This window comes from Variovorax sp. LjRoot130 (genome assembly GCF_964253755.1).
Taxonomy (GTDB): domain Bacteria; phylum Pseudomonadota; class Gammaproteobacteria; order Burkholderiales; family Burkholderiaceae_C; genus Variovorax.
Map to the genome: position 1 here is coordinate 231133 of NZ_CAXURM020000001.1, position 23780 is coordinate 254912.

Here is a 23780-nt window from a genome sequence, read left to right on the forward strand (position 1 = left end):
CCACCGCGCTGCGCCGCCTGCTCGACGGCCTCTTCTTCGGTGCCGGCATCCTCGGCGCCGGCTGCGTGGCGCTGATCTGCCTGCTGATGGTGGTGCAGAGCCTGGGGCGCCAGTTCGACGTCGCCACCGGCGCCATCACCGACGTGGTGGCCTGGCTGTGCGCAGCAGCCGCCTTCCTGACTATGGCGCATGCCTTCAAGCACGGCGACTTCGTGCGCGTGACGCTGCTGCTGGAAAAGCTCGGACCCGGTGCACGCCGCGTGCTGGAGCTGCTCTCGCTGGGCATCGCGACGCTGGCCACCGCCTACCTGGCCTGGTGGGCCTGCAGGTTCACCTACGAGAGCTGGGCCTTCAACGAAGTGGCGCAAGGCCTGCTGCCGCTGCCGATCTGGATTCCGCAGCTGAGCTTTGCGCTGGGCGCGCTGCTGCTGGTGCTCGCAGTCGTCGACGAATTCGTCATCGTGCTGCGCGGCGGCGTCCCGACCTTTGTGCGACTGGTCGAGGAACGCCATGCGCAGGGCGACTTCTCTTCCGACCTTTGACCTGAGGCCCGAATCATGGACATCCTGATGGTCGGCGGCGTTCTGCTGCTGTTGATGCTGACGCTGCTCTCGGGCGGCGTGTGGATTGCGATGACGCTGGCCATCTGCGGCTGGGTCGGGCAGGCCTTCTTCACCTCGACCCAGCCGGGCCTGAACCTGTTCTCGGCCTTCTGGGAAAGCAACGCGAGCTGGGAGCTCGCCGCGCTGCCGCTCTTCATCTGGATGGGCGAGATCCTGTTCCGCACCAAGCTCAGCGAGGAGATGTTCGAGGGCCTGGCGCCCTGGCTCGGCCGCGTGCCGGGCCGGCTGATGCACACCACCATTCTGGGCTGCGGCATCTTCGGCTCGGTCTCGGGCTCCTCGGCCGCGACCTGCGCGACCATCGCCAAGGTGGCGCTGCCCGAGCTCAAGAAGCGCGGCTACGACGAGAAGATGGCGCTGGGCTCGCTGGCCACGGCCGGCACGTTGGGCATCCTGATCCCGCCCTCGATCACCATGGTGGTCTACGCGGTGGCGGCCGACGCCTCGATCATCCGCGTCTTCCTCGCGGGCTTCCTGCCCGGCTTCGTGCTGATGGCGCTGTTCTCGGGCTACATCATGTGGTGGGCGCTGCGCAACCCGAAGCGCATGCCGCCGGCCGAGCCCGCCATCGGCTTCATCGAGAAGCTGCGCCGCTCGCGCAACCTGATTCCCTGCGGCGCGCTGATCGTCTTTATCTGCTGGGCGCTGGTGGCCGGCTGGGCGACGGCCACCGAATGCGCGGCCTATGGCGTGGTCGGCGCGCTGGCGCTGGCCCTGTGGAGCCGGTCGCTCACCTGGCGCAACTTCGGCGAAGGCCTGATGGGCGCGGCCCGCACCAGCTGCATGATCATGTTCATCCTGGCCGGCGCCGCCTTCCTGACCAAGACCATGGCCTTCACCGGCATCCCGCGCGAGCTGGCGCTGTGGGTCGAGGCCATGCACCTGTCTCCCACGGCGCTGATCGCGGCGCTGGTGGTGGTGTACCTGGTGCTGGGCACCGCGCTCGACGGCATCAGCATGATCGTGCTCACGGCCGCCGTGGTGCTGCCGATGGTGCAGAAGGCCGGCTTCGACCTCGTCTGGTTCGGCATCTTCGTGGTGCTCTTGGTCGAGATCGCCGAGGTCACGCCGCCGGTGGGTTTCAACCTGTTCGTGCTGCAGAACATGACCGGCAAGGACAGCAACCTGATCGCCAAGGCCGCGATTCCTTTCTTCTTCTGCCTGGTGGTGTGCATCGCGCTGATCACGCTGTTCCCGGGCATCGTCACCTGGCTGCCCGACTACGTGATGGGCGTGGCGAAGTGATCGATCGCAGAACCCTTTGCGGCATGGCCTGCGCGAGCCTGCTGCCGGCGGCCCGCGCGCAGACCGTCTGGAAACTGGCCACCGGCTATCGGGCCGAGTCCTTCCATGGTGAGAACCTGCAGCAGTTTGCCGCCGACGCGGCGGCTGGCCCGGGCGGGCTGAGGATCGAACTGCACCCGAACAACAGCCTGTTCAAACTGAACGAGATCGCGCCGGCCGTGCGCGCGGGCAAGCTGGAAGCCGGCGAGACCATCATGGCGAGCCTGGTCAAGGACATGCCTGTCGCCGGCGCCGATGCGGTGCCCTTCATCGTGCGCAGCTATGCCGATGCCCGCCGCATGTGGCGCCACCAGCGGCCGGTGATCGAGGCCAGGTTCGCGGCAGCGGGGCTCAAGGTCCTCTACGCGGTGCCCTGGCCGCCGCAGGGGCTCTATACGCAGAAGCCAATCGCCCGCGCGGCCGACCTGCGCGGCGGCAGGATGCGCACCTACAACCGCACCACCGAGCGCATCGCCGAGCTGATGGGCGCCAGTGCCGTCGACGTCCCCATGGTCGAGGTCGGCAAGGCGCTCGCCGACGGCCGCATCGACAGCATGATCACCTCGGCCGTGACCGGCGTGGAGAACCGGGTCTGGGACCACGTCAGGCACTACTACGAGATCAATGCCTGGTTCCCCAAGAACATCGTGTTCGCCGGCGAGGCTGCCTTCAAGGCGCTGCCGGCACCCGCGCAGCGCAGCCTGATGAACGCCGCCGAGGCCGCCGAAGCACGCGGCTGGGCTGCCAGCGAAAGGGTCGCCGCCACCTCGGTCGATGAACTTCGCCGGCGCGGCATGAAGGTCGAGCCCATCCCGCCGGATCTGCTCACCGACGTCAAGCGCCTGGGCGAGCGCTTCTCGCTCGAATGGGTGCGCGAGGTCGGCGCCGACGCCAACACCATCTTCGTTCCCTACTTCACCCAGCAATGAACAAGCAAGCACACTCCCTCTGGCAGTTCTGGATCGACCGCGGCGGCACCTTCACCGACCTGGTGGGCCGCGCGCCCGACGGCACGCTGCACACCCTCAAGATGCTCTCGGAAAACCCCGAGCACTACCGCGATGCGGCCGTCGAAGGCATCCGCCGCCTGCTCGGCCTGAAAGCCGGCGAGCTGATCACCCCCGAGCGCGTCGAGTGCGTGAAGATGGGCACCACGGTCGCCACCAACGCGCTGCTGGAGCGCAAGGGCGACCGCACGGTGCTGGTCACCACGCGCGGCTTTCGCGATGCGCTGCGCATCGCCACCCAGGCGCGCCCGCGCCTGTTCGACCGCCACATCGTGCTGCCCGAACTGCTGTACGAGCGCGTGATCGAGGCGAAGGAGCGCATCGGTGCCCAGGGCGACGTGGTCCAGGCGCTGGACGAAGCGGCCCTGCGCGCCTCGCTGCAGGCCGCCTTCGACGCCGGCATCCGCGCCTGCGCCATCGTCTTCATGCATGGCTGGCGCTACACCGCGCACGAGCTCGCGGCCGAGCGGATCGCACGCGCCATCGGCTTCACCCAGGTCTCGGCATCGCACAAGACCAGCCCGTTGATGAAGCTGGTGCCGCGCGGCGACACCACGGTGGTCGATGCCTACCTCTCGCCCATCCTGCGCCGCTATGTCGACCAGGTGGCGGCGCAGATGCCGGGCGTGCGCCTGTTCTTCATGCAGAGCTCGGGCGGCCTCACGCAGGCGCAGCGCTTCCAGGGCAAGGACGCCATTCTTTCCGGCCCGGCCGGCGGCATCGTCGGCATGGTGCGCACGGCAGTGCAGGCCGGACACGAGAAGGTGATCGGCTTCGACATGGGCGGCACCTCGACCGATGTTTCTCACTACGCGGGCGAGTTCGAACGCGCCTTCGAAACCCAGGTGGCCGGCGTGCGCATGCGCGCGCCGATGATGAGCATCCACACCGTGGCGGCCGGCGGCGGCTCGGTGATCCGCTTCGACGGCGCGCGCCTGCGTGTCGGCCCCGAATCGGCCGGCGCCAACCCCGGCCCCGCGAGCTACCGGCGCGGTGGGCCGCTCGCCACCACCGATGCCAACGTGCTGCTAGGAAAGATCCAGCCGGCCTGGTTCCCCAAGGTGTTCGGCCCCGCGGCCGACGAGGCGCTGGATCGCGAGGCGGCGAGGCAGCGCTTCGAAGCCATGGCACAAGAGATGAGCGACGCCACCGGCCGCAGCGTGAGCGCCGAGGACGTGGCCAGCGGCGCCTTGCAGATCGCGGTGGCGAGCATGGCCAACGCGATCAAGCGCATCTCGGTGGCGCGCGGCTACGACGTCACGCATTACACGCTGCAGTGCTTCGGCGGAGCCGGCGGCCAGCATGCCTGCCTGGTGGCCGACGCGCTGGGCATGAGCACCGTGTACGCGCATCCGTTCGCCGGCGTGCTGTCGGCCTACGGCATGGGCCTGGCCGACCAGATCGCGATGCGCGAGGCGGCGGTGGAGCGCCAGCTCGACGCCGCGGGTCTCGCAGCGGCGGCCGAGGCCGCCGGGCGCCTGCGTGCCGCGGCCGAAGACGAGCTGGCAGCGCAGGGCGTCGGCCGCGCCGGCATCGAAAGCTTCCATCGCGTGCAGGTGCGCTACGAGGGCACCGACACCGCGCTGCCTTGCACGCTGCCGTTGAGCATGACGCCCGACGAAGCGGTCGCCGCGATCAGCGACGAGTTCGCGCAGGCCTACCGCCAGCGCTTCGCTTTCCTGATGCCGGATCGGGCGCTGGTGATCGAAGCCGTCTCGGTCGAGGCCGTGGGCGCCGGCGAACGCAGCGTATCGGCGCCGCAGGCCGATCCGGCCGAGGGCCATCGGCCCGAGCCGGCCAGCCACGTCTCGATGTACTGCCAGGCCGACGAGCAGCCGGCCGGCTGGCGCCAGGCGGCCCTCCATGTGGGCGAGTCGCTGGCCCCCGGCGCACGCATCGACGGCCCGGCGATCCTGGCCGGCAAGAACGCCACCACCGTGGTCGAACCGGGCTGGCAGGCGCGCGTCACCGCGCTCGGCGTCGAGCTGAAGCGCATCAAGCCGCGCGTATCGGCCCACGCAGTGGGCACCGAGGCCGACCCGGTGATGCTGGAGGTGTTCAACAACCTGTTCATGAACATCGCCGAGCAGATGGGTCTCCGGCTGTCGAACACGGCCTACTCGGTCAACATCAAGGAGCGGCTCGACTTCTCGTGCGCGCTGTTCGACGCCACCGGCAACCTGATCGCCAATGCGCCGCACATGCCGGTGCACCTGGGCTCGATGAGCGAATCGATCAAGACCGTGATCGACGGCAACCCCGGCATGCGTGCGGGCGACGTGTATGTGCTCAACGATCCCTACCACGGCGGCACGCATTTGCCCGACATCACGATCGTCACGCCGGTGTATCTGGAGCAGCAAGACGCCAGGCCGTCCTTCTTTGTCGCCTCGCGCGGCCACCATGCCGACATCGGCGGCATCACGCCCGGCTCAATGCCGCCGTTCTCGACCACCATCGCCGACGAAGGCGTGCTGATCGACAACTTCAAGCTGGTCGACCAGGGCCTGCTGCGCGAGGAGGAACTGCGCGCTCTGCTGGCCGGCGGCGCCCATCCCTCGCGCAACATCGAGCAGAACCTGGCCGACCTGCGGGCCCAGATCGCCGCCAACGAAAAAGGCGTGCAGGAACTCAGGGCGATGGTCGCGCAGTACGGCCGCGCCACGGTGGCCGCCTACATGCAGCATGTGCAGGACAACGCCGAGGAGTCGGTGCGCCGCGTGATCACCGCGCTGTCCGACGGCGAGTTCACGCTGCCGCTGGACAACGGCGCGCAGATCCGGGTGCGGGTGCGCGTGAACACCACCGCGCGCAGCGCGACGGTCGACTTCAGCGGCACCAGCGCGCAGCTCTCCAACAACTTCAACGCGCCCAGGTCGATCACCATGGCTGCCGTGCTCTACGTGTTTCGCACGCTGGTGGACGACGACATTCCGCTCAACGCCGGCTGCCTGAAGCCGATCCACGTGGTGGTGCCCGAAGGCTGCATGCTCAACCCGACGCCGCCGGCCGCCGTGGTGGCCGGCAACGTGGAGACCTCGAGCTGCGTGACCAACGCGCTGTACGGCGCGCTGGGCGTGATGGCGGCCAGCCAGTGCACGATGAACAACTTCACCTTCGGCAACGCGCAGCACCAGTACTACGAAACCATCTCGGGCGGTTCGGGCGCCGGCTCGGGCTTCGACGGCACCAGCGTCGTGCAGACCCACATGACCAACTCGCGCCTGACCGATCCCGAGGTGCTGGAATTCCGCTACCCGGTGCGGCTCGACAGTTACGAGATCCGCGCGCGCTCGGGCGGCGCCGGCCGCTGGCGCGGCGGCGACGGCGGCGTGCGCAGGATCCGCTTCCTGGAGCCGATGACCGCATCGATACTCAGCAACGGCCGCGACCACGGCGCCTTCGGCATGGCCGGCGGCCAGCCGGGTGCCGTCGGCATCAACCGAGTCGAGCGCGCCGACGGGCGCATCGAAGCGCTGGGCCACAGCGCGCAGGTCGAGATGGCGGTGAACGACGTGTTCGTGATCGAAACGCCGGCAGGCGGCGGCTACGGCACGGCCTAGACGGGTTCGCGGCGCGTGCCGGTGTGGCCGTTCAGCAGCGCCGGCACTTCGCTGCGTCCGATGCCGAGGTCGAGCAGCTCGTGCTCGCTCATGGCCGCGAGCTGCAGCGCCTGGTGGCGCTCGCGGCGCTTGGCCAGCGCACGCGCGAACCAGTCGATAAAGGCTTGCAGCGGTTCCTTTGCGGGCAGATTCATCCTGAGTTCCATCGCGTCTCTCCTTGAGATGCAGCGATGGTGCGACGCCGCGTGCTATTGTGGAAGTTGAGATTTCTGAAGCCACCAATCAGGATTCCTGATGCGACAGCTGAACCTGGACCAACTCCGCACCCTGGTATCGATCTCCGATCTGGGCACCTTCTCCGCCGCCGCGCAGGCGCTGCACCTCGCGCAGCCGACGGTGAGCCTGCACATCAGCGAGCTCGAATCGCGGCTCGGCGCGCCGCTGGTGGTGCGCGGCAGCCGGCGCGTGACGCCCACCGCGGCCGGCGCGGCGCTGGTGGAGCGCGCGCGACGCCTGTTGCGCGATGCCGACGAGGCGGTCGATGCGGTGCGGCGCCAGGCCGAAGGGCGCGTGGGCCGCGTGCGCCTGGGCACCTCGACCGGCGTGGTGGCCGACCTGCTGCCGCAGGTGCTCGAAGCGCTGGAGGAGCACCACGCGGGGATCGACGTCGAGGTCAGCATCCTCGGTTCGAACGAGGCGATGTCGCGGCTGGCGGCCGGCACGCTCGACATCGGCCTGGTCGCGATGCCGCAGCCGCCGCTGCGCGACCTGGTGGTCACGCACTGGCGCAGCCAGGCCATGATGGCTTTCGTGCCGCAGCGCTGGAAGGCGCCGAAACGGGCCACGCCGCAGTGGCTGGCCGCGCAGCCCTTGATCTTCAACGACGCCACCACCCACATGTATCGGCTGACGATGGAATGGTTCGCCGCCGCCGGCCACTCGCCGCGCGCCCGCATCGAGCTCAACTACGACGCGGCGATCCGAAGCCTGGTGGCCGCCGGCTACGGCGCCGCGCTGCTGCCGCTGCAGCAGACCACCGATGCGCCGCTCAACGAGCGCATGCAGGTCCTGCCGCTTTCCCCGCGCCTGGTGCGCCGGCTCGGCATCGCGCACCGGCCGCGCGCCACGCTCGACGGCGCCACCGAGAGCGTGCTTGAAATCCTCGCGCGCTTCGGGCAGGCCTAGGCCGTGGCGGCGTGGTGCTCCAGCCGGGCGCGGTCCAGCAGCTCGATGCTGCGGTAGCCCACGCGCAGCGTCCCGTCCTCTTCCCACAGCTTCAGTTGCCGGTTCACGCTCTGGCGCGAAACACCGAGCATGAAGGCGAGGTCTTCCTGCGACACGGCGAGCAGGGTACTGCCGGCGCGCGCATCCAGCGTCAACAGCCGATGCGCGAGCCGGACCGGCAGCGGCATCAGGATTGCGTCGTCGATCCAGGCCAGGGCCTGTCGCAGGCGCAGGCACACCAGCCGCGTGAACGCCATGTGCACGTCCGGACGCGTCGCGATCAGGTGGTGGAAGTCGCTCGCGGCCACCACCGCCATCTCGGTGGCGTCGACAGCGCAGGTGTCGTACACGCGCTCGCGTCCGACCAGGAGCGATACTTCGCCGAACCAGTGGCCGGGCTCGAGCATCGAGATCACTGCCTCGCGCCCGCCGGAGGCGACCACGCTCACGCGCAGCGAACCGCTCACCACGCCGAACAAGGCATCGGGCGAGGAGCCCTTGTGGAAAAGCGAATCGCCGCGTGCCAGCGTCCGGCGATGGGCCACGGCGAGCAGGGTTTGCTGAATGTCTTCGGGCAGGCGCATGTCGTCTGCGCCTTGGCCGGGCGGGGGCGTCGAGTCTGGCATTGCGGGTTTCTCCGGAGAAGCAACTGCCAACAAAGGACAGTCTGCGCGCAGACGCCTGCCGATAGTACCCACGATGAACAACCCCACACCACTCCAAGCGCTGCGCGAGCGACTCGTGCTCGACCATTTCGCCGACGAAACCCGGCAGGACTTCGATGCCGTGCTCGGCACCTTTCCGCATCCGCACTACGAACTCATCGCCAGCGGCGAGGTGCACGACGGCATCGACAAGGTGCGTGCGTACTACGCCGAGACGCGCAAGGCCTTTCCGGATCAGCGCCACGAGATCATCCGGCTGCGCCACGCCGACGATTCGGTGGTCGTCGAGTTCTGGCTGCTGGGCACCCATCGCGGGCCGCTCAAGGGCCTGCCGCCGACGGGCAATGCCTTCCGCTGCCGGATGGTCGCGTTCTTCATCTTCGAGGGCGAGCGGCTGGTGTGCGAGCGCGTCTACTACGACACGCTCAGCATGCTCCGGCAGCTGCTGGTCGGCATGCCGAGTGCGGCGCTGCCGGGTTTGATCGGAGCGCTGCTCGGCCAGCCCCGGGCCGAGGCGGCGACTGGGGCGGCGCTGGCCTGATCGCGCCATGAACGCAATCGATCTCAAGGAGCGCCATGCCGTCGTCACCGGCGGCGCGCGCGGCATCGGGCTGGCCATTGCACGTCGTTACCTGGAGGCCGGCGCGAGCGTCGCGCTGTGGGACCTCGAAGCCGGCGCACTCGCCGAGGCCCGTGAGCTGCTGGCGCCGCTCGGGCGGGTGCACACTGCGGTGGTCGACGTGCGGCAGGAGGCGCAGATCGAACAGGCCGCGCAAGAGTCGCACGAGGCCTTCGGCGACGTGCACATCCTGGTCAACAACGCGGGCGTGCTCGGCCCGGTGGCGCCGAGCTGGGACTACACGCCGGCGCAATGGCGCGAGGTGCTGGACATCAATCTCACGGGCGCGTACCTCTGTTGCCGTGCGCTGGTGCCCCCCATGCGGGCCGTGCGCAGCCGCGAGCCAAGGCGGGACCCGGGCGCACCGGCGAGGCAGCGCGTGATCAACATCGCCTCGGTGGCCGGCAAGGAGGGCAATGCCTTCAATGCCGCCTACTCGGCATCCAAGGCCGGGCTGATCGCCTTCACCAAATCGCTGGCCAAGGAGCTCGCCGGCGACGGCGTGCTGGTCAACTGCATCACGCCGGCCTCGGCCGACACCGCGATCTTTGCCGGCGTTCCGCCCGAGCACCGCGAAGAGATGCGCCGCGTACTGCTGGGGCGTGTACCGATGGCACGCTTCGTCGAAGTCGACGAGGTCGCCGCCATGGCCTGCTGGCTCGCTTCGGCCGACTGCTCCTTCAGCACCGGCGCCGTGTTCGACATTTCGGGCGGGCGCTCGGTCTACTGAGCGGCACCCGGATCAAGAAAAGAGGAGACAAGCCATGATCCGCGATCCCCATCGGATCGGCCTGCTGCCGATCACCGACTTCGACGGCGCCCGCAGCGCGCCGATGCCGCAGGACCGGCTGCGTGCGCTGCGCCATCGCGGCGCACAGTTCCGCGAGCGCTTTCTCGACGAAGCGCCGGTGCGTTGCGCGCGCAGCGTCGACCTGCTGCGCATCCCGTATCCGGCCTGGTACGCCTTCAGCGGCGTGTATGCGCAGCAGCTGCTGAAGCCGCACATGGTCCACCTGCTGTCGCGCACCGTGTTGATCCAGTTCGAGGACTTCGAAGGCCAGCTTCGCACGCTGCTCTTCACGCCGGCCGACTTCGAGGCCGGCGGCGAGACACCCTATTTCAAGCGGCTGAGCGAGCAGACGCCGAAATTCCTGCACAGCACCGTCGCACCGATCTATTCGACCGTGCCGCAGGCCCTGGCGAACATGGGCGTGGCGCCGGCGCAGATCGACTACATCAGCTATGACCACCTGCACACGCAGGACCTGAGGCGTTGGCTCGGCACCGGCACGACGCCGGGCCTCATGCCCAACGCGAAGCTGCTGGTGCATCGGCAGGAGCTTGCGAGCGTGCAGGGCCTGCTGCCCGTGCAGGCCGACTGGTACTGCCCGCACGGGCTGGACGGCATTCCGGCCGAACGCATCCTCGGCTTCGGGGGCAGCGTGCAACTGGGCCGCGGCGTGGCGCTGGTGCATACGCCCGGCCATACCGAAGGCAACCATTCGCTGGTGTACCGCACGCCCGACGGCATCCGCGTGAGCAGCGAGAACGGCGTGTCGGCCGACAGCTGGGCGCCCGAGCATTCGCGCCACAACGGCATTCGCCGCTACGCTCTTGCCACGGGCGCGGAAGCGATCCTCAACGGCAACACGCAGGAAGGCAGCAACGACCAGTACCTCTCGATGGTGCTCGAGAAGACCATCGCCGGCGCCTCGGCCACGCACGAGTTCAGCAACGTCGTGCCGTCGAGCGAGTGCACGCCGCACTGGCTGTTCCCGGGGGCGCCCGCGAGCCACCTGTGGGGCGAGACCGCCTTTGGCACGCCGGTGGCGGCCTGAGACGCGCGCACGAAACACGACAACGAAGGAGAAACCCGATGAACACCGCAACCCTCGCCGGCTCCCCCACCGGCGCCCCGCACGAAATGGCGGCGCGCGCCGACGACGCCCTCTTTCGCAAGATCACCTGGCGGCTGATCCCGCTGTTGTTCGCGTGCTATGTCCTCAACTACCTGGACCGCACCAACGTCGGCTACGCGCAGTTGCAGATGAAGGACCAGCTGGGCTTCAGCGATGCGATCTTCGGGCTCGGCGCCGGCATCTTCTTCGTCGGCTACGCGCTGTTCGAGATCCCGAGCAACCTGATGCTGGCGCGCATCGGCGTGCGCGCGACGCTGCTGCGCATCATGGCGCTGTGGGGGCTGACTTCGGCCGCGATGATGTTCGTCAGCACGCCCACGCAGTTCTACGTGCTGCGCTTCCTGATCGGCGTGTTCGAGGCCGGGTTCGCGCCCGGCGTGCTGTTCTACCTGACGCTCTGGTACCCCTCGCGCCGCCGCGCACAGGTCACGGCGCTGTTCTTCATGGCCTATGGCGCCGCGCCCATCGTCGCGGGGCCGATCGCCGGGCTCACGATGACCTATCTCGACGGCGCTCTCTCGCTCAGGGGCTGGCAATGGCTGTTCCTGCTGGAGGGCCTGCCGAGCGTGCTGCTGGGCATCGCGGCCTTCCTCTGGCTTTCCAACAGCCCCGCCGATGCGCCCTGGCTCAGCGGCGCCGAAAAGCTGCGCGTGCTGCGCACGCTGGAGGAAGACCAGGCCGCGCAAGGCTCGGCCGGGCGCCAGACCATCGGCAGCGCGCTGCGCGACGCGCGCGTGTGGCTGCTGGGCTTCATGTCCTTCCTGATCATCCTGGGCAGCTACGCGCTGGCGTTCTGGCAGCCGACGATGATGAAGGCCATGGGCCTCAGCGTGCTGCAGATCGGCTTCTATTCCATCGTGCCTGCGGTGGTCGGCATCGCGTCAAGCATCCTGGTCGGCCGCCATTCCGACCGCACGCGCGAGCGACGCTGGCACTTTGCGGTGGCGGCAGTCGTCGGCGCGCTCGGCTTGTCGCTCACCACGCTGTTCATGCACAACCCGCCGGCCGCGGTGGCCTGCCTGGCGCTGGCCGCGGCGGGCATCGGCAGCGCCTTCATCATCCTGTGGGCGGTGCCCGGATCCTTCCTGTCGAAGAACGCTGCCGCCACCGGCATCGCGCTGATCAGCACCGTGGGCGGGAGCGCGGGCATGGTGGCGCCGATGATGGTCGGTGTGATCAAGACCGCGACCGGCGGCTTCGGCTTGAGCCTCTACATCCTGAGCGGCGCGCTCGTGCTGTCGGCGCTGTTGATGCTGCTGGCGCTGCCGAGGAGCGCGCTGCCGCAGGCTCAGCGCGGTTTCTGAAAGTCGCCTTCGATCCACACCGCCGCGCTGTCGGCATTGAGCTTGAAGCCCGGGGCCACGCGCACCTCACCCAGCTGCGCGCCGAGTTCGTCGTGCGCGCGGAGCACGGCATGCGGGTTGTCCTCGTCCGGCACGATCTGCAGCGAGACTCGGATGCGCTCCGACCCCGCGCCGACGCTCACGCTCTTGTTGAGCTGCGCATGCAGCTGCTGCTCGTGCCGGCGCAGCACCTCGGCAGCCGTCTTGACCAGCGTGTGGAAGGCCGGCGCATCGAGCGGCTTGGGATTCTTCTTGTCGCGGCCCATGGTCCAGGGCCCGACCAGCGCTGGTTCGGGGTCGCCGTGGCGCGTCATCGAAACGGCCCAGCCGTCGTCGTCTTCGTTCTTGATCACGCGGGCGGTCCAGCGCTCGTCGCTCCAGAGGGTGGCTTCTTGAATGAGGGTGGTCTGTTCTGTCATGGGGGTGGGTCAGAAGATGGAAAGGCCGGTGCGCGCAACGAAGAGTTCGAGCGCCTTCATGCCCAGCAGCGAATTGCCCGTGGCATCGAGCGCGGGCGACCAGACGCACAGCGTGAGCTGGTCGGGCACCACCGCGACGATGCCGCCGCCGACGCCGCTCTTGCAGGGCAGGCCGATCGAGAAGGCCACGTCGCCGGCGGCGTCGTAGGTGCCGCAGGTCAGCATCAGTGCGTTGATGCGCCGCGCATGGCGCTCGGTCGTGATCTCCGGCTCGCCGTCGCGCGGGTGGGCGCCGTCGCGGCACAGGAAGCCGGCGGCGCGCGCCAGTTGCACGCAGCTCATGCGGATCGCGCACTGGTGGAAGTACATGTCGAGCACGGCCTCGACGCCATTGTCGAGCTTGCCGAAGCTCTTCATGAAATTCGCGAGCGCGTAGTTGCGGTAGCCCGTCGCGGCCTCGGAGGCTGCCACTTCGGAATCGAAGCCGATGGGCTCGCCGCACAGGTTGCGCATGAGTTCGAGGATGTCGGCCTTGGCATCGCCCTGGCTCACGAGCCGGTCGGCCACGGCGATGGCGCCGGCATTGATGAAGGGATTGCGCGGTCTGCCCTGCTCATGCTCGAGCTGCACCAGCGAGTTGAATGGATTGCCCGAAGGCTCGCGGCCGATGCGCTCCCACAGCGCGTCGCCCATGCGCCGCATCGCGAGCGTGAGCGTGAAGAGCTTGGAGATGCTCTGGATCGAGAAGGGCGTCGTAGCATCGCCGGCAGATGCCTCCTGTCCCTGGCAGGTTCGCAGCGCGATTCCGAACTGCTGCGCCGGCACGCGCGCGAGCGCGGGGATGTAGCTGGCGACCGTGCCGCCGGCGCCCAGCAGGGGGCGGATTGCGGCGTTGATCTCGTCGAGGATGGGTTGGAAGTTCATGAGCGTGGGCGTGACGCATTCATTTCGGTGGATTCTGCAGTCGCTTCCACGCAATGACCGGCCAGTCGCTGCGCATCTGGGCCGTCTCGCCGCCATAGACAACACTGCCGCCTTCCAGCGCATCCGGAAATAGCGCAGAAAACCCCGACAGCCCCCTGAAGTAGTCGGAGTTGACCGTGGCGCCGGCCTTGATCTCGACCGCGCGGAATCGACGTCCGGATGGCAGCAGCAGATCGACTTCGTTGCCGGTGGCGTCGCGGTAGAAATACATCTCCGCCGTCTCGCCGCGGTTGAAACGCGATTTCAACGCCTCGATGACCACGAAGTTCTCGAACAGGCTGCCGAACAGCGGATCGCGCGCGACCTGTTCCGGCGTACGCAGGCCGAGCAGCCAGCACGCCAGCCCCACATCGTGGAAGTAGAGCTTGGGACTCTTGACCAGACGCTTCGATGTGTTGGTGAACCAGGGCGGCAGGACGTGCACGATGTAGCTGGTCTGAAGCAGGTCCAGCCAGGCTCGCGCAGTCGCGTGCGAGACGCCGGCATCGTTGCCCAGGCTCGTCAGGTTCACGAGCTGGCCGATGCGACCTGCGCACAGGCGCACGAAGCGCTCGAAGCGTTGCAGGTCGTGCACTGCAGCCAGCTGGTGCAGATCGCGTTCCACGTAGGTCGCAAAGTAGTCGCCGAGGGCCTGCGAAGGATCCAGGCCGCGGTCGTGGATGCGCGGATAGAAGCCCGTAAGCAGGGTCTGTGAAAGTTCGGGAACGGGATGGATCTGTGCGACTTCCGCGAGCGAAAACGGCAGCAGGCGCAGCACGGCCGTTCGGCCCGCCAGCGACTGGCTTACGTGCGACATCAGTTCGAATTGCTGGCTGCCGGTCAGGATGAAACGGCCTGGCGACGCATCCTCGTCGACCAGCGATTGCAGATAGGACGGCAGTTGCGGCGCGCGCTGGATCTCGTCGACGATGGCGCCGGCTTCGATGCCCTTCAGGAAGCCGCGCGGATCTTCCTGCGCAAAGCGGCGGGTGTCAGGGTCTTCCAGCGTGACATAGCGCTTGCCGGCGAACAACTCGCGGCACAACGTGGTCTTGCCGCTTTGCCGTGGACCCGTGAGGGTGAGCACCGGGTACTGCTGTGCCAGGCGTGCGGCCAATGGGGCGATGTCGCGCGGGATCATGCCCCGATTCTAGGCAGGTCGTGCAAATTGAAGAAATTTTCTTCAGTTTGCACGACCCATTGATTCAGGCTTTTCCTTCACGCCCGCGCGTCGGTTCACCAGCACGATACCCAGGGCCACGCCTGCCAGCGCCAGCACCAGCTGCAAGGTCAGCGGCTCCTTGAGCAGCACCACGCCGAACACCAGCGCGAACAAGGGCGTGAGAAAGGTGAAGGACGAGATGCGCGTCGCTGGATAGTGCCGGAGCATCCACATCCAGGCCAGGTAGCTCGCGAAGGCGCCGATCGCGGTCTGCAGGAAGATCGAGAACCAGGCGTAGGTGGAGTATGAGAAGCCCCACCGCTCGCCGAGCGCGAGCGACAGCAGCGGCGAGACCGCCGCGGTGACCGCGATCTGATAGAAGAGCGTCTTCTCGGCGCTGGCAGTGGCGAGCCGGGTGGCGCGGATCGCCAGTGTCGTGAGCCCCCACAGCACGCCGGCCGCGAGCGCCAGCGCATCGCCGAACAACTGGCCCGAGCTGCTGTGGCCGAAGCTCTCGCTGAAGGCCAGCACCACGCCGGCGAAGGCGATCGCAAGCCCGATCCATTGCATGCCGCGCAGCCGTTCGGCCGGCACGAAGCGCGGCAGCAGCAATGCCACCACGAAGGGCGAGGTGTAGAGAAACACCGTGAGCCGCGAGGCGGTGGTGTGCTGCAGCCCGATGTAAATGCAGGTGAACTCGCCCGCGAACAGCAGGCCCGCGAGCAGCCCGCCGGCGAGCGTGCCGTCGCGCTCGAACAGCGGCACGCCGCGCCACAGGCACCACAGCCACAGCAACACCACCGCGCCCACCATGCGGATCGATGCCTGCCACAGAGGAGGCACCTCGGTCACGGTGGTCTTGATCAGGATCTGCTGCAGTCCCCAGAAAGCGCAGCAGGCGAGCAGCAGGGTGGTGGCACGGGTGTCGAGGTGGTGTTTTCTTTCGATCATTCTTTTCTTCTGGGACTTGTCTCTGTTCTGGGTGGGGCAAGCGCATACGAGGGATTGCCGTGCGTGCCGATCATCAGGTCGTCGACGACGAGCTCGACATCGGGCACGGCGCGCGCCGCCCGCGTCAGCCGCTGCGCCAGCGCGCGCGATGGCACGCAGCCTTGCAGATAGACCCAGCGCCGCTGCACCACGGCCCAGACGCTCGCGCGCTTTACGCCGGGCACGGCGGCAAGCGCCGTCTGCAGCTTGGGTGCCAGAACCTTGTCGTAGCGGTAGGCGTTGCTGTCGCTGCACTTGCCTTCGAGCCAGCAGCTGGTGCCGCGCTCCAGCCGCGCATGCATCTGGCTGCGGCGCTCTTCGGCGGTGTAGAGCGGGCCTTCTGGCACGGGGCAGCCGCGCGCACCCGACGACACCTGGAAGAAGGGATCGTCGAACCAGTTTTTCTTCTCGGGGCTGGCGATGGCTGCTGCGCAGGCCATGGCGAGCAGTGCCACCGGCGCGGCGCGGCGCAGGCGTAAAGGCATGCGCCGATCGTAGCCCGCCTGCGCGAATCCTTCAGGCGGTGGCCGGGGGACGTTGCTGCGCGCGGTGCAGGTCGGCCGTGGGATGCACGCGCTGGATCGGCGCGCGCTGGACATCGCGGCGCGCAATGGCGGCCACTTCGCTCATCAGCGCGCGCGCATCCCAGTCGATCGGCCAGCCCTGCCAGAGGCGCAGCGCGCCGTTGACGAACACCGCCTCGATCTGGTCGCGGTTCGCGAAGCGCACCAGCTCCCAGCTGAGGTCCCAGCTCGGCACGAACTCCGGCACGTCGAGGTCCAGCAGCAGGAAATCGGCGGCCAGGCCGCAGGCGATGCGGCCGGTGACGCTGCCCAGGCCCGCGGCCTCGGCGCCGCGGTGCGTGGCGTGGTCGAGCCAGAGCCAGCCGCCACCGCAGGAGGAGTCGCCGTTGGCCAGGCCGTGCGTCAGGCGCTGGGTGGCCTCGGCCGCGTCCATCAGCCGAAAGCCGTCGGCGCGCGTGCCGTCGGTGCCGAGGCCGAAGGGCACGCCCAGCATGGCCAGCAGGCCGGCATCGAGCACCGCGTTGCCTTTCCATTGGCTGGCCACCGGGTTGTAGGCGACGGCGGCGCCGCTGTCGCGCAAGAGGCCCATTTCACGCGGCGTCAGCAGCGTGGCATGCGCGAGCAGGGCCGAGGCGTTGAGCGCGCCGCAGGCATGCAGCAGTTCGAGCGGACGCTGGCCGCGCGCGACCAGCGAGCGTTCGACGGCAGCCAGGTGTTCGTTCACATGGGTCTGGAAGCGGCGCCCGCTTTCCTGCGTGAGGGCCGCCACGTCGTGCAGCATGCGATCGGTCGCGGCCTCCGGGATCGAGATCGCGAGCGAGGGATGCACCAGCGGGTCGTGTTCGAGCCGGGCCAGGAAGGTCGCGGCCGCGTCAAGGATGCGCCGGGTGCCGGCCTCGTCGCCTTCGAGGCCCGCGTCGTTGCAGATCATGCCGAGCACGCAGCGGATGCCGGTGTCGCGTGCCGCGCTCGCCACGGCATCCAGGCCGACCTCCGACCGGGTGCCCGCATCGACCACCGTCGTGAAGCCGCCGCGCAGCGACTCGAGCGCCGAGAGCTTGGCGGCGAGGTAGGCCGCTTCGGCACCGAGCGTGGATTCCATCGGCACCCAGATGCGGCGGAAGATCTCCGAGGGTTCGCCGAAGGCGAGCGCCTTGCCGAAGGACTGGGTCAGGTGCGTGTGGGTGTCGACCAGGCCCGGCATCAGGAGCCGCTGGGGCAATGCGATCGGCGCCAGGCCCGGATGCGCCGCGCTCACCTCGGCCAGCCGGCCCACCTGCGCGAAGCGGCCGTCGCGCACCAGCACGGCCATGTCCTGCTGCGGGCCCTCGGGCAGCATCAGCCATTCGGGGGCCAGCAACAAGTCCTTGCGTGTGTCGAGTTGGTCAGGAGACAGCATGGTCGCTCCGTTGAAAGTCTCAGGCCAGCAGCAGCCAGGCGAACCAGGCCCCCACGGCCAGCAGCAGCAGGGACACCATGCGCTGCATCTGCCGCACGTCGAGCAGGGCCGCGGCGCGCTGCCCCGCGATCGAGCCCGCCAGCATCAACACGCCGCAAAGCAGCGCAAGTGAAAGATCGAGCCGCCCTTCGATCGCATGCACCGTGCTGCTCGCCAGCGCCACGGGCAACTGGATGGCCTGCGCCGCGACCACCGCGAAGGCGAGCGGCTGGCGCAGCAGCATCAGGAGCGGGATCACCAGCACCGGCCCGCCGGTGCCGGTGAGTGCGGAGCCGAGCCCCACCAGCGCACCCAGCGCGAGCAGGGCCGTGGTGCCGAGCGCTGCCACAGATGCGGGCGCCGGGTTGGATGCCGCCATCAAGCCGCGCCAGCCCGCGAAAAGCACCAACGCCGTCACGCCGGACATGAGGAGCCCGGCCGGCAGCCAGCGCAGCAGCAGCGCGCCGGCGGCGGCACCCGCGAGCGCGCCCGCGAGCAAGGGCACGCAGCGCGCGGCCAGGGTCGGCTCCCGGTGCAGCGGGCCGAGCGCCACCAGCGCCGGCAGCGCGAAACCCAGCGATGCCGCGGCAATGGCCTGCGGCAGCGGCACCGCGCCCAGCTGGGTCAGCACCGGCACCAGCAGCACGCCGCCGATGCCGCTGGCGCCGATCAGCCCGCCGGCCAAGAGCACGGCCGGCAGCACGATCCAGGCGCTGGTCATCGTCATCAGCATCGGGAATCTCTCGTTGTCACTCGGCCTTGATGCCGGCGGTCTGGACCACGCCGGCGATGGTCTTGCGTTCCTTGGCCAGATAGGCGGCGAAGGCCGGGCCGGCGATCAGCTGCGGCTTGACCGCAATGTCACCGAGCTTGCGCGCGATTTCCGGGTCCTTGAGGGTGGCGTCGAGCGCGCTCACCCAGGCCGCGATCACGGCGGGCGGGGTGCCGGCCGGGGCCAGCACGCCGAGCCACGAATCCATCTCCAGGCCCTTGAGTTCCGGCGTTTCGGCCAGCGCCGGTATCGCCGGCGCGCTGGGCGAACGGGCCAGCGAGGTGACGCCGAAGGCCTTGACCTTGCCGTCCTTGATGAAAGGCTGCGCCAGCGTGAGCGGCAGCACCGCCAGATCGACCTGGCCGCCCGCCACGTCGGTCAGCACCTGCGGCCCGGACTTGTAGGGCACGTGCACGATGTCGATGCCGGCGCGCTGCTTGAACATCTCGGCCGTGATGTGCAGCGAGGTGCCGACGCCGTCGGTGCCGAAGTTGAGCTTGCCGGGCTGCGCCTTCGCGAGTTGGATGAGTTCGGCCGCGGTGCGCGCGGGCAGCGCCGTCTTGCCGATCAGCACGAAGGGCGAGGTGCCCACCGTCGCGACCGGCACGAAATCCTTGAAGGTGTCGTAGCGCACGGCCGAGGGTGCGACCAGCGGCGCGACGTTGAGCGGGCTGGCCACCGCGAACAGCAGCGTGTAGCCGTCGGCCGGCGAGCGCGCGGCCTTCTGGGTGCCGATGGTGCCGGCCGCGCCGGCCACGTTCTCGATCACCACCGGCTGCTTGAGCAGCTCGCCGAGCTTGGCAGTCAAGAGGCGCGCCGTGGCGTCGACGCCGCCGCCGGCCGAGAACGGCACAATCAGCGAGATCGGTTTGGCGGGGTAGCCCTGGGCCTGGGCGGCGCCGAGGCTGGCGCCGAGCGCGAGCGCGGCGGCGGAACGGAAGAAGGCGCGGGTTGCAAACATGGTCGTTTCCTCGGTCGATGGAATGAACGGAAAGAAAAGCACCCAGACGGTGTGAGATACTACTTGTTATGACATGTCATAACAAGCCATGCAAACCCTATGCCAAATCAAATCCCAGGGTGACGAATGTCTGAACTTCCGCAATCGCTGCATGCACAGCTTCGCGACGCGCTGCGTGCGCGCATCCTCGACGGCCGGCTCGCGCCTGGCGCCAAGCTGCCTTCCGAAGCCGAACTGACGGCCGAGCACGGCGTAAGCCGCATCACCGTGCGGCAGGCTCTGGGCGCGCTGCAGGCCGAGGGCTTGATCGTCAAGCTGCACGGAAAAGGTGCTTTCGTGTCCCATCCGAAGGCGGCGCAGAGCCTGAACCGCCTGCAGGGCCTCAACGAGGCGCTGGCGCTGGAGCAGCATGCGGTCAGCAGTAAGCGGCTCGCGTGGCGCGAAGTGAAGGCGCCGGCTGCCGTGGCGCGCCAGCTGCAGCTCGCGGCCGGCGAGACGGTGTACCACCTGCAGACGCTGCGCTACCTCGACCGCGAGCCGCTCTCGGTCAACAACTCCTACCTGCCGCGCTTCCTGGGCGAGAAGCTGGCGCGCGTGGACTTCTCGCAGCGCGATCTGATCGAGGTCTTCGAGCACGAAGGGGGCCTGGAGATCGGCGAGGCGCAGCTCGAGATCGGCGCCGGCCTGGCCCGGCCGCAAGAAGCGAAGCTGCTGCAGCTCGCGCCCGGCTCGCCGGTGCTGCAGGTCGAGCGGCTGGTGCACGCGGCCGGCGGCGGGCCGGTGCATGTGGAGACCGCGGTCTACCGCGCCGACACCTTCCGCTACAAGCTCACCCTGCGTCGCTGAGCGCTGCCCGCGCTACAGCGGATGTTCGGTATAGAAGCGCCCGCCGTGGAACAGTAAGGGCGAGGCGCCCGGGTTGTGCGTGCAGCGTTCGACCTCGCCGACGAAGATCACGTGGTCGCCTTCGTCGTAGCGGCTGCGGTTGAAGCATTCGAAGATCGCAGCCGCGCCCACCAGCACCGGCGCGCCGCCCAGGCCCTCGGTGAAGGCCACATCGGCCCAGCGGTCGACGTTCTTGGTCGCAAAGCGTTCGGCCAGGTCCTTCTGGCTGGCGGACAGGATGTTGATCGCGTAGTGCGAGCCGGTGCTGAGCGCCGCCATCGAGGCCGCGCCGCGCGCCAGGCTCCATAGCACCAGCGGCGGGGCCAGCGAGACCGAGTTGAAGGAATTGGCCGTCAGGCCGACGAGGCTGCCGTCGGCGGCGCGCGCGGTGACGATGGTCACGCCGGTCGCGAACATGCCGAGGGCCTCGCGGAATTCGTCGGACGTGAAGGAAGGCGGTTGCGCCTGGGCAGGAGCGGTCACGGGGAGGCGGGGAAGTGAAGGCCTATTCTGGCCGATCGCCTCGGACGGCGCTGTCCGGGAGGTTTCAGCCGAAGAACCAGTAGCCGACGGCGATGGCGCCGATCACCCCCGCCAATTCGGCCAGCAGCGCGCATCCCACCGCATGCCGCGCACGCTGGATGCCGACCGCCCCGAAGTACACGGCCAGCACATAGAACGTGGTCTCGGTGCTGCCCTGGATGGTGGCCGCGACCCGCGCCGCGAAGCTGTCGACGCCCTGGCTCTGCATGGTCTCGATCAGCATCGCGCGCGCCGCGCTGCCGGAGAAGGGCTTGACCAGCGCCGTGGGCAGCGCATCGACGAAGCGTGCGTCCCAGCCCGTCAGCCCTACCAGCCAGCGGATACCGGCGAGCACCATGTCGAGTGCGCCCGAGGCCCTGAGCACGCCGACCGCGCACAGCATCGCGACCAGGTAGGGCAGCAGGTTCTTCGCGACGTCGAAGCCTTCCTTGGCGCCCTCGATGAAACACTCGTAGACCTTCACGCGCCGCAGCGCGCCGGCCAGCAGGAACGCGACCACGATCCCGAACAGCGTGAGGTTGCCGAGCAGCGAGGACAGCGAAGCCAGGGCAGCGGATGAAAGCGTCGCCAGCAGCGCCATGAAGCCGCCGAGCAGCAGCGCGCCCGGCAGCAGGTAGGCCAGCACCACCGGGTCCCACAGCCTGAGGCGCTGCACGAAGGCCACCGAGAGCAGCCCGACCAGCGTGGAAGCGCTGGTCGCGATCAGGATCGGCAGGAACACCAGCGTCGGATCGGCCGCGCCCTGCTGCGCGCGGTACATGAAGATCGTGACGGGCAAGAGCGTCAGCGAGGAGGCGTTGAGCACCAGGAACAGGATCTGCGCGTTGCTTGCGGTGGTCGTGCTCGGATTGAGCGTCTGCAGTTCGCGCATCGCCTTCAGGCCGATCGGCGTGGCCGCGTTGTCCAGGCCCAGCGCATTGGCCGCGAAGTTCATCGTGATGAGGCCCAGCGCCGGGTGGCCCGCGGGCACCTCGGGCATGAGGTGCCGGAACAGCGGCCCCAGCATGCGCGCGAGTCCGGCCACCAGCCCGGCTGCCTCGGCGATGCGCAGGAAGCCCAGCCACAGCGTGAGCGTGCCGAACAGCAGCACCATCACTTCGACCGACAGCTTGGCCATCGCGAACAGGCTTTCGACCAGGGCGGCGAACACCGCGGCGTCGCCGCCGACGAGCCAGCGCACAAGCGCAGCCAGCGCTGCCGTCAGAAAGAAACCGAGCCAGAGGCCGTTGAGCACGCGTATCCCTTGTTGAATGCGCGCCGATCATAGGGGGCGGTGCAGCGTTACATTGCGGCGGATGTCGAAGCTCGCGAAATTCGGCGCCGTGCTGATGCTCCTCGCTCCCGTGCTGCTCGGCGGCTGTGCCACGCTGCCCGCACCGGTGCCGGGCGTGCCGGCGCACGCGATCACCGACGTCGCAGATACGCACCTGGCGCAGCTCGCCGCAAACGCTGCCCCGGCCGGGCAGTCCGGCTCCTCGGGCTTTCGCCTGCTGCCCGAAGCGCCCTTCGCCTTCGATGCGCGCATCTCGCTGGCCCGCCATGCCCGGAAGTCGCTGGACGTGCAGTACTACCTGATCCACAACGACGAAGTGGGCCTCTTGTTCCTGCGCGAGCTGCGCGACGCGGCCGCGCGCGGTGTGCGCGTGCGCCTCCTGATGGACGACCTCTACACGGGCGGCCAGGACGAGCTGCTCCTCGCGCTGGCCGCGCACCCGAACGTCGAAGTGCGGCTGTTCAATCCACTGCCTTCACGCGGTGGGTCGCTGGTCATGCGGGTCCTGTTCTCGCTGCATGAATTCGGCCGCATCAACCACCGCATGCACAACAAGCAGCTGGTGGCCGACAACAGCTTCGCGGTCTCGGGCGGCCGCAACATCGCGAGCGAATACTTCATGCGCAGCACGTCTGCGAATTTCATCGACGTGGACCTGCTGTCCTGCGGACCGATCGTGCGCGAGATGTCCGACGCCTTCGACCGCTACTGGAACAGCGAGCAGGTGCGGCCGATCGGCAACGTGGTGCCGGGCGCGATGCCGCCCGAGCTTGCCCGGCGCCGTTTCGACGAGCTCGCAAGCGCGGCCGCGCCCGATGTGCCCCTGCGCCCGCGCGACGTGCTGGACCGCAGCGCCGTCGGCCAGCAGCTCGAGGCGGGCGCGCTCGACCTTTACTGGGCCAGCGCGCAACTGTTCGCCGACGATCCGGCCAAGATCACGCGCGCGAGCAGCGAAGAAGCCTATCGCGGCAGCGTGAACGAAGGCGCGCTCGGCGTGGTGAATTCGGCACGCAAAGCGGTGATGATCGTGTCGCCGTACTTCATTCCCGGCGAGCGTGGCATGGCGATGATGAACACGGCGATGGCGCGGGGCGGACGCATCGAGCTCGTCACCAACTCGCTGGGCGCCACCGACGAACCGCTGGTCTACGCGGGCTACGCGCGCTACCGCGCCGACATGCTCAGGATCGGTGTGACCATTCGCGAGATCGGGCCGGTGCTCAGCGGAAAGTCCGGCCGCTTCGGCGATTTCGGCAAGTCGATCAGCCGGCTGCATGCCAAGCTGGCGGTGATCGACGACAACCGCCTCTTCATCGGCTCCATGAACCTGGATCGCCGCTCGTCCTCGGTCAATACCGAGACGGGCTTGGTCGTCAACAGCGCCGAGCTGGTCGCGGACTTCAGGCGGCTCCTGTCAGGCGCGCGGACCAACATCTCATACCGGCTCCGACTCGCACCCGACGGCCAGCACGTGCAGTGGCTCGAGTACGACGAGGCCGGCAAGGACATCGTCCATGATGACGAGCCGGGCGGCTACTTTTGGCTGCGCTTCCAGAACTGGATGTTGTTGCCGCTGGTGGGCGAAGAGCTGTTGTAAGGAGTG

Annotated in this window: 23 protein-coding genes; 11 read left to right on the forward strand and 12 right to left on the reverse strand. The window is 68.7% G+C overall.

Annotated features, from left to right (window positions below; genetic code table 11):
* Positions 1 to 8 precede the first annotated feature (8 nt).
* From ACSQ86_RS01230 to ACSQ86_RS01245, 4 genes are read left to right on the forward strand one after another with little or no spacing between them, the layout of a single operon-like run.
* Positions 9 to 542 (forward strand): TRAP transporter small permease, encoded by a 534-nt coding sequence (locus ACSQ86_RS01230; RefSeq protein ID WP_436292407.1) that lies wholly within the window; start codon positions 9 to 11, stop codon positions 540 to 542.
* A 15-nt stretch (positions 543 to 557) separates the two neighbouring features.
* A complete protein-coding gene (locus tag ACSQ86_RS01235) occupies positions 558 to 1868 on the forward strand; it encodes a TRAP transporter large permease (RefSeq protein ID WP_436302398.1) in 1311 nt (436 codons plus the stop codon).
* On the forward strand, positions 1865 to 2836 hold the full coding sequence (locus ACSQ86_RS01240) for a TRAP transporter substrate-binding protein (RefSeq protein WP_436302399.1): 972 nt from the start codon (positions 1865 to 1867) through the stop codon (positions 2834 to 2836). The genes ACSQ86_RS01235 and ACSQ86_RS01240 overlap by 4 nt, the downstream gene beginning before the upstream one ends.
* Complete coding sequence (locus ACSQ86_RS01245; RefSeq protein ID WP_436308339.1) at positions 2833 to 6477, forward strand: hydantoinase B/oxoprolinase family protein; 3645 nt, start codon at positions 2833 to 2835, stop codon at positions 6475 to 6477. Before ACSQ86_RS01240 ends, ACSQ86_RS01245 begins: the two co-directional genes overlap by 4 nt.
* Here ACSQ86_RS01245 and ACSQ86_RS01250 read toward each other — a convergent pair.
* Complete coding sequence (locus tag ACSQ86_RS01250; protein ID WP_436308340.1) at positions 6474 to 6671, reverse strand: DUF1127 domain-containing protein; 198 nt, start codon at positions 6669 to 6671, stop codon at positions 6474 to 6476. The two genes, ACSQ86_RS01245 and ACSQ86_RS01250, sit on opposite strands and share 4 nt — an antisense overlap.
* A gap of 100 nt (positions 6672 to 6771) precedes the next feature.
* Between ACSQ86_RS01250 and ACSQ86_RS01255 the strand changes: the two genes are divergently transcribed.
* Positions 6772 to 7662: a LysR family transcriptional regulator gene (locus ACSQ86_RS01255; RefSeq protein ID WP_436308341.1), complete on the forward strand. Its 891-nt coding sequence runs from the start codon at positions 6772 to 6774 to the stop codon at positions 7660 to 7662.
* Here ACSQ86_RS01255 and ACSQ86_RS01260 read toward each other — a convergent pair.
* The gene (locus tag ACSQ86_RS01260; RefSeq protein ID WP_093104425.1) at positions 7659 to 8327 is read right to left on the reverse strand and encodes a Crp/Fnr family transcriptional regulator; all 669 of its coding nucleotides are present in this window, start codon (positions 8325 to 8327) and stop codon (positions 7659 to 7661) included. The genes ACSQ86_RS01255 and ACSQ86_RS01260 overlap by 4 nt on opposite strands.
* A gap of 73 nt (positions 8328 to 8400) precedes the next feature.
* On the opposite strand from ACSQ86_RS01260, the gene ACSQ86_RS01265 reads away from it, so the two are divergent.
* Genes ACSQ86_RS01265 through ACSQ86_RS01280 form a run of 4 tightly spaced genes read left to right on the forward strand, consistent with a single transcriptional unit; the run spans position 8401 to position 12208 of the window.
* Positions 8401 to 8907, forward strand: coding sequence for an ester cyclase (locus ACSQ86_RS01265; RefSeq protein WP_436302403.1), 507 nt, complete (start codon positions 8401 to 8403; stop codon positions 8905 to 8907).
* Positions 8908 to 8914: 7 nt separating this feature from the next.
* Positions 8915 to 9715, forward strand: a complete 801-nt coding sequence (locus ACSQ86_RS01270; protein WP_436308342.1) for an SDR family NAD(P)-dependent oxidoreductase — start codon at positions 8915 to 8917, stop codon at positions 9713 to 9715.
* 34 nt (positions 9716 to 9749) lie between these two features.
* Positions 9750 to 10823 (forward strand): hypothetical protein, encoded by a 1074-nt coding sequence (locus ACSQ86_RS01275; RefSeq protein ID WP_436308343.1) that lies wholly within the window; start codon positions 9750 to 9752, stop codon positions 10821 to 10823.
* Positions 10824 to 10861: 38 nt separating this feature from the next.
* Positions 10862 to 12208: an MFS transporter gene (locus tag ACSQ86_RS01280; protein ID WP_436302406.1), complete on the forward strand. Its 1347-nt coding sequence runs from the start codon at positions 10862 to 10864 to the stop codon at positions 12206 to 12208.
* Here ACSQ86_RS01280 and ACSQ86_RS01285 read toward each other — a convergent pair.
* The 8 genes from ACSQ86_RS01285 to ACSQ86_RS01320 are packed head-to-tail and all read right to left on the reverse strand — an operon-like array spanning position 12193 to position 19476.
* The gene (locus tag ACSQ86_RS01285) at positions 12193 to 12666 is read right to left on the reverse strand and encodes a hypothetical protein (protein WP_436302407.1); all 474 of its coding nucleotides are present in this window, start codon (positions 12664 to 12666) and stop codon (positions 12193 to 12195) included. The genes ACSQ86_RS01280 and ACSQ86_RS01285 overlap by 16 nt on opposite strands.
* A 9-nt stretch (positions 12667 to 12675) precedes the next feature.
* The gene (locus ACSQ86_RS01290; protein WP_436302408.1) at positions 12676 to 13590 is read right to left on the reverse strand and encodes a glutaminase; all 915 of its coding nucleotides are present in this window, start codon (positions 13588 to 13590) and stop codon (positions 12676 to 12678) included.
* A 19-nt stretch (positions 13591 to 13609) separates the two neighbouring features.
* Positions 13610 to 14770, reverse strand: a complete 1161-nt coding sequence (locus tag ACSQ86_RS01295) for an ATP-binding protein (RefSeq protein WP_436308344.1) — start codon at positions 14768 to 14770, stop codon at positions 13610 to 13612.
* A 42-nt stretch (positions 14771 to 14812) separates the two neighbouring features.
* Positions 14813 to 15742: a DMT family transporter gene (locus ACSQ86_RS01300; RefSeq protein ID WP_436302409.1), complete on the reverse strand. Its 930-nt coding sequence runs from the start codon at positions 15740 to 15742 to the stop codon at positions 14813 to 14815.
* On the reverse strand, positions 15739 to 16266 hold the full coding sequence (locus ACSQ86_RS01305; protein ID WP_436302410.1) for a BON domain-containing protein: 528 nt from the start codon (positions 16264 to 16266) through the stop codon (positions 15739 to 15741). The genes ACSQ86_RS01300 and ACSQ86_RS01305 overlap by 4 nt, the downstream gene beginning before the upstream one ends.
* 31 nt (positions 16267 to 16297) lie before the next feature.
* Positions 16298 to 17704: an amidohydrolase family protein gene (locus tag ACSQ86_RS01310; protein ID WP_436302411.1), complete on the reverse strand. Its 1407-nt coding sequence runs from the start codon at positions 17702 to 17704 to the stop codon at positions 16298 to 16300.
* 19 nt (positions 17705 to 17723) lie between these two features.
* The gene (locus ACSQ86_RS01315) at positions 17724 to 18476 is read right to left on the reverse strand and encodes a TSUP family transporter (RefSeq protein ID WP_436302412.1); all 753 of its coding nucleotides are present in this window, start codon (positions 18474 to 18476) and stop codon (positions 17724 to 17726) included.
* A gap of 16 nt (positions 18477 to 18492) precedes the next feature.
* The gene (locus ACSQ86_RS01320; protein WP_436308345.1) at positions 18493 to 19476 is read right to left on the reverse strand and encodes a Bug family tripartite tricarboxylate transporter substrate binding protein; all 984 of its coding nucleotides are present in this window, start codon (positions 19474 to 19476) and stop codon (positions 18493 to 18495) included.
* 126 nt (positions 19477 to 19602) lie between these two features.
* Here ACSQ86_RS01320 and ACSQ86_RS01325 point away from each other — a divergent pair, with 126 nt between their 5' ends.
* Positions 19603 to 20322, forward strand: a complete 720-nt coding sequence (locus ACSQ86_RS01325) for a GntR family transcriptional regulator (protein WP_436302414.1) — start codon at positions 19603 to 19605, stop codon at positions 20320 to 20322.
* A gap of 12 nt (positions 20323 to 20334) precedes the next feature.
* Here ACSQ86_RS01325 and ACSQ86_RS01330 read toward each other — a convergent pair whose 3' ends face one another.
* Positions 20335 to 20844, reverse strand: coding sequence for a flavin reductase family protein (locus ACSQ86_RS01330; RefSeq protein WP_436302415.1), 510 nt, complete (start codon positions 20842 to 20844; stop codon positions 20335 to 20337).
* Positions 20845 to 20908: 64 nt separating this feature from the next.
* The gene (locus ACSQ86_RS01335) at positions 20909 to 22138 is read right to left on the reverse strand and encodes a nucleoside recognition domain-containing protein (protein ID WP_436308346.1); all 1230 of its coding nucleotides are present in this window, start codon (positions 22136 to 22138) and stop codon (positions 20909 to 20911) included.
* 94 nt (positions 22139 to 22232) lie between these two features.
* On the opposite strand from ACSQ86_RS01335, the gene ACSQ86_RS01340 reads away from it, so the two are divergent.
* Positions 22233 to 23774, forward strand: coding sequence for a phospholipase D family protein (locus ACSQ86_RS01340; protein ID WP_436308347.1), 1542 nt, complete (start codon positions 22233 to 22235; stop codon positions 23772 to 23774).
* Positions 23775 to 23780: the final 6 nt, after the last annotated feature.

Excerpts from the sequence above, each read along its gene's own strand:
- ACSQ86_RS01235 (WP_436302398.1), top strand. The coding sequence starts at position 558 with ATGGACATCCTGATGGTCGGCGGCGTTCTGCTGCTGTTGATGCTGACG.
- ACSQ86_RS01245 (WP_436308339.1), top strand. The coding sequence starts at position 2,833 with ATGAACAAGCAAGCACACTCCCTCTGGCAGTTCTGGATCGACCGCGGC.
- ACSQ86_RS01250 (WP_436308340.1), bottom strand. The coding sequence starts at position 6,671 with ATGAATCTGCCCGCAAAGGAACCGCTGCAAGCCTTTATCGACTGGTTC.
- ACSQ86_RS01255 (WP_436308341.1), top strand. The coding sequence starts at position 6,772 with ATGCGACAGCTGAACCTGGACCAACTCCGCACCCTGGTATCGATCTCC.
- ACSQ86_RS01260 (WP_093104425.1), bottom strand. The coding sequence starts at position 8,327 with ATGCCAGACTCGACGCCCCCGCCCGGCCAAGGCGCAGACGACATGCGC.
- ACSQ86_RS01265 (WP_436302403.1), top strand. The coding sequence starts at position 8,401 with ATGAACAACCCCACACCACTCCAAGCGCTGCGCGAGCGACTCGTGCTC.
- ACSQ86_RS01270 (WP_436308342.1), top strand. The coding sequence starts at position 8,915 with ATGAACGCAATCGATCTCAAGGAGCGCCATGCCGTCGTCACCGGCGGC.
- ACSQ86_RS01275 (WP_436308343.1), top strand. The coding sequence starts at position 9,750 with ATGATCCGCGATCCCCATCGGATCGGCCTGCTGCCGATCACCGACTTC.
- ACSQ86_RS01280 (WP_436302406.1), top strand. The coding sequence starts at position 10,862 with ATGAACACCGCAACCCTCGCCGGCTCCCCCACCGGCGCCCCGCACGAA.
- ACSQ86_RS01285 (WP_436302407.1), bottom strand. The coding sequence starts at position 12,666 with ATGACAGAACAGACCACCCTCATTCAAGAAGCCACCCTCTGGAGCGAC.
- ACSQ86_RS01290 (WP_436302408.1), bottom strand. The coding sequence starts at position 13,590 with ATGAACTTCCAACCCATCCTCGACGAGATCAACGCCGCAATCCGCCCC.
- ACSQ86_RS01295 (WP_436308344.1), bottom strand. The coding sequence starts at position 14,770 with ATGATCCCGCGCGACATCGCCCCATTGGCCGCACGCCTGGCACAGCAG.
- ACSQ86_RS01300 (WP_436302409.1), bottom strand. The coding sequence starts at position 15,742 with ATGATCGAAAGAAAACACCACCTCGACACCCGTGCCACCACCCTGCTG.
- ACSQ86_RS01305 (WP_436302410.1), bottom strand. The coding sequence starts at position 16,266 with ATGCCTTTACGCCTGCGCCGCGCCGCGCCGGTGGCACTGCTCGCCATG.
- ACSQ86_RS01310 (WP_436302411.1), bottom strand. The coding sequence starts at position 17,704 with ATGCTGTCTCCTGACCAACTCGACACACGCAAGGACTTGTTGCTGGCC.
- ACSQ86_RS01315 (WP_436302412.1), bottom strand. The coding sequence starts at position 18,476 with ATGCTGATGACGATGACCAGCGCCTGGATCGTGCTGCCGGCCGTGCTC.
- ACSQ86_RS01320 (WP_436308345.1), bottom strand. The coding sequence starts at position 19,476 with ATGTTTGCAACCCGCGCCTTCTTCCGTTCCGCCGCCGCGCTCGCGCTC.
- ACSQ86_RS01325 (WP_436302414.1), top strand. The coding sequence starts at position 19,603 with ATGTCTGAACTTCCGCAATCGCTGCATGCACAGCTTCGCGACGCGCTG.
- ACSQ86_RS01340 (WP_436308347.1), top strand. The coding sequence starts at position 22,233 with ATGCTCCTCGCTCCCGTGCTGCTCGGCGGCTGTGCCACGCTGCCCGCA.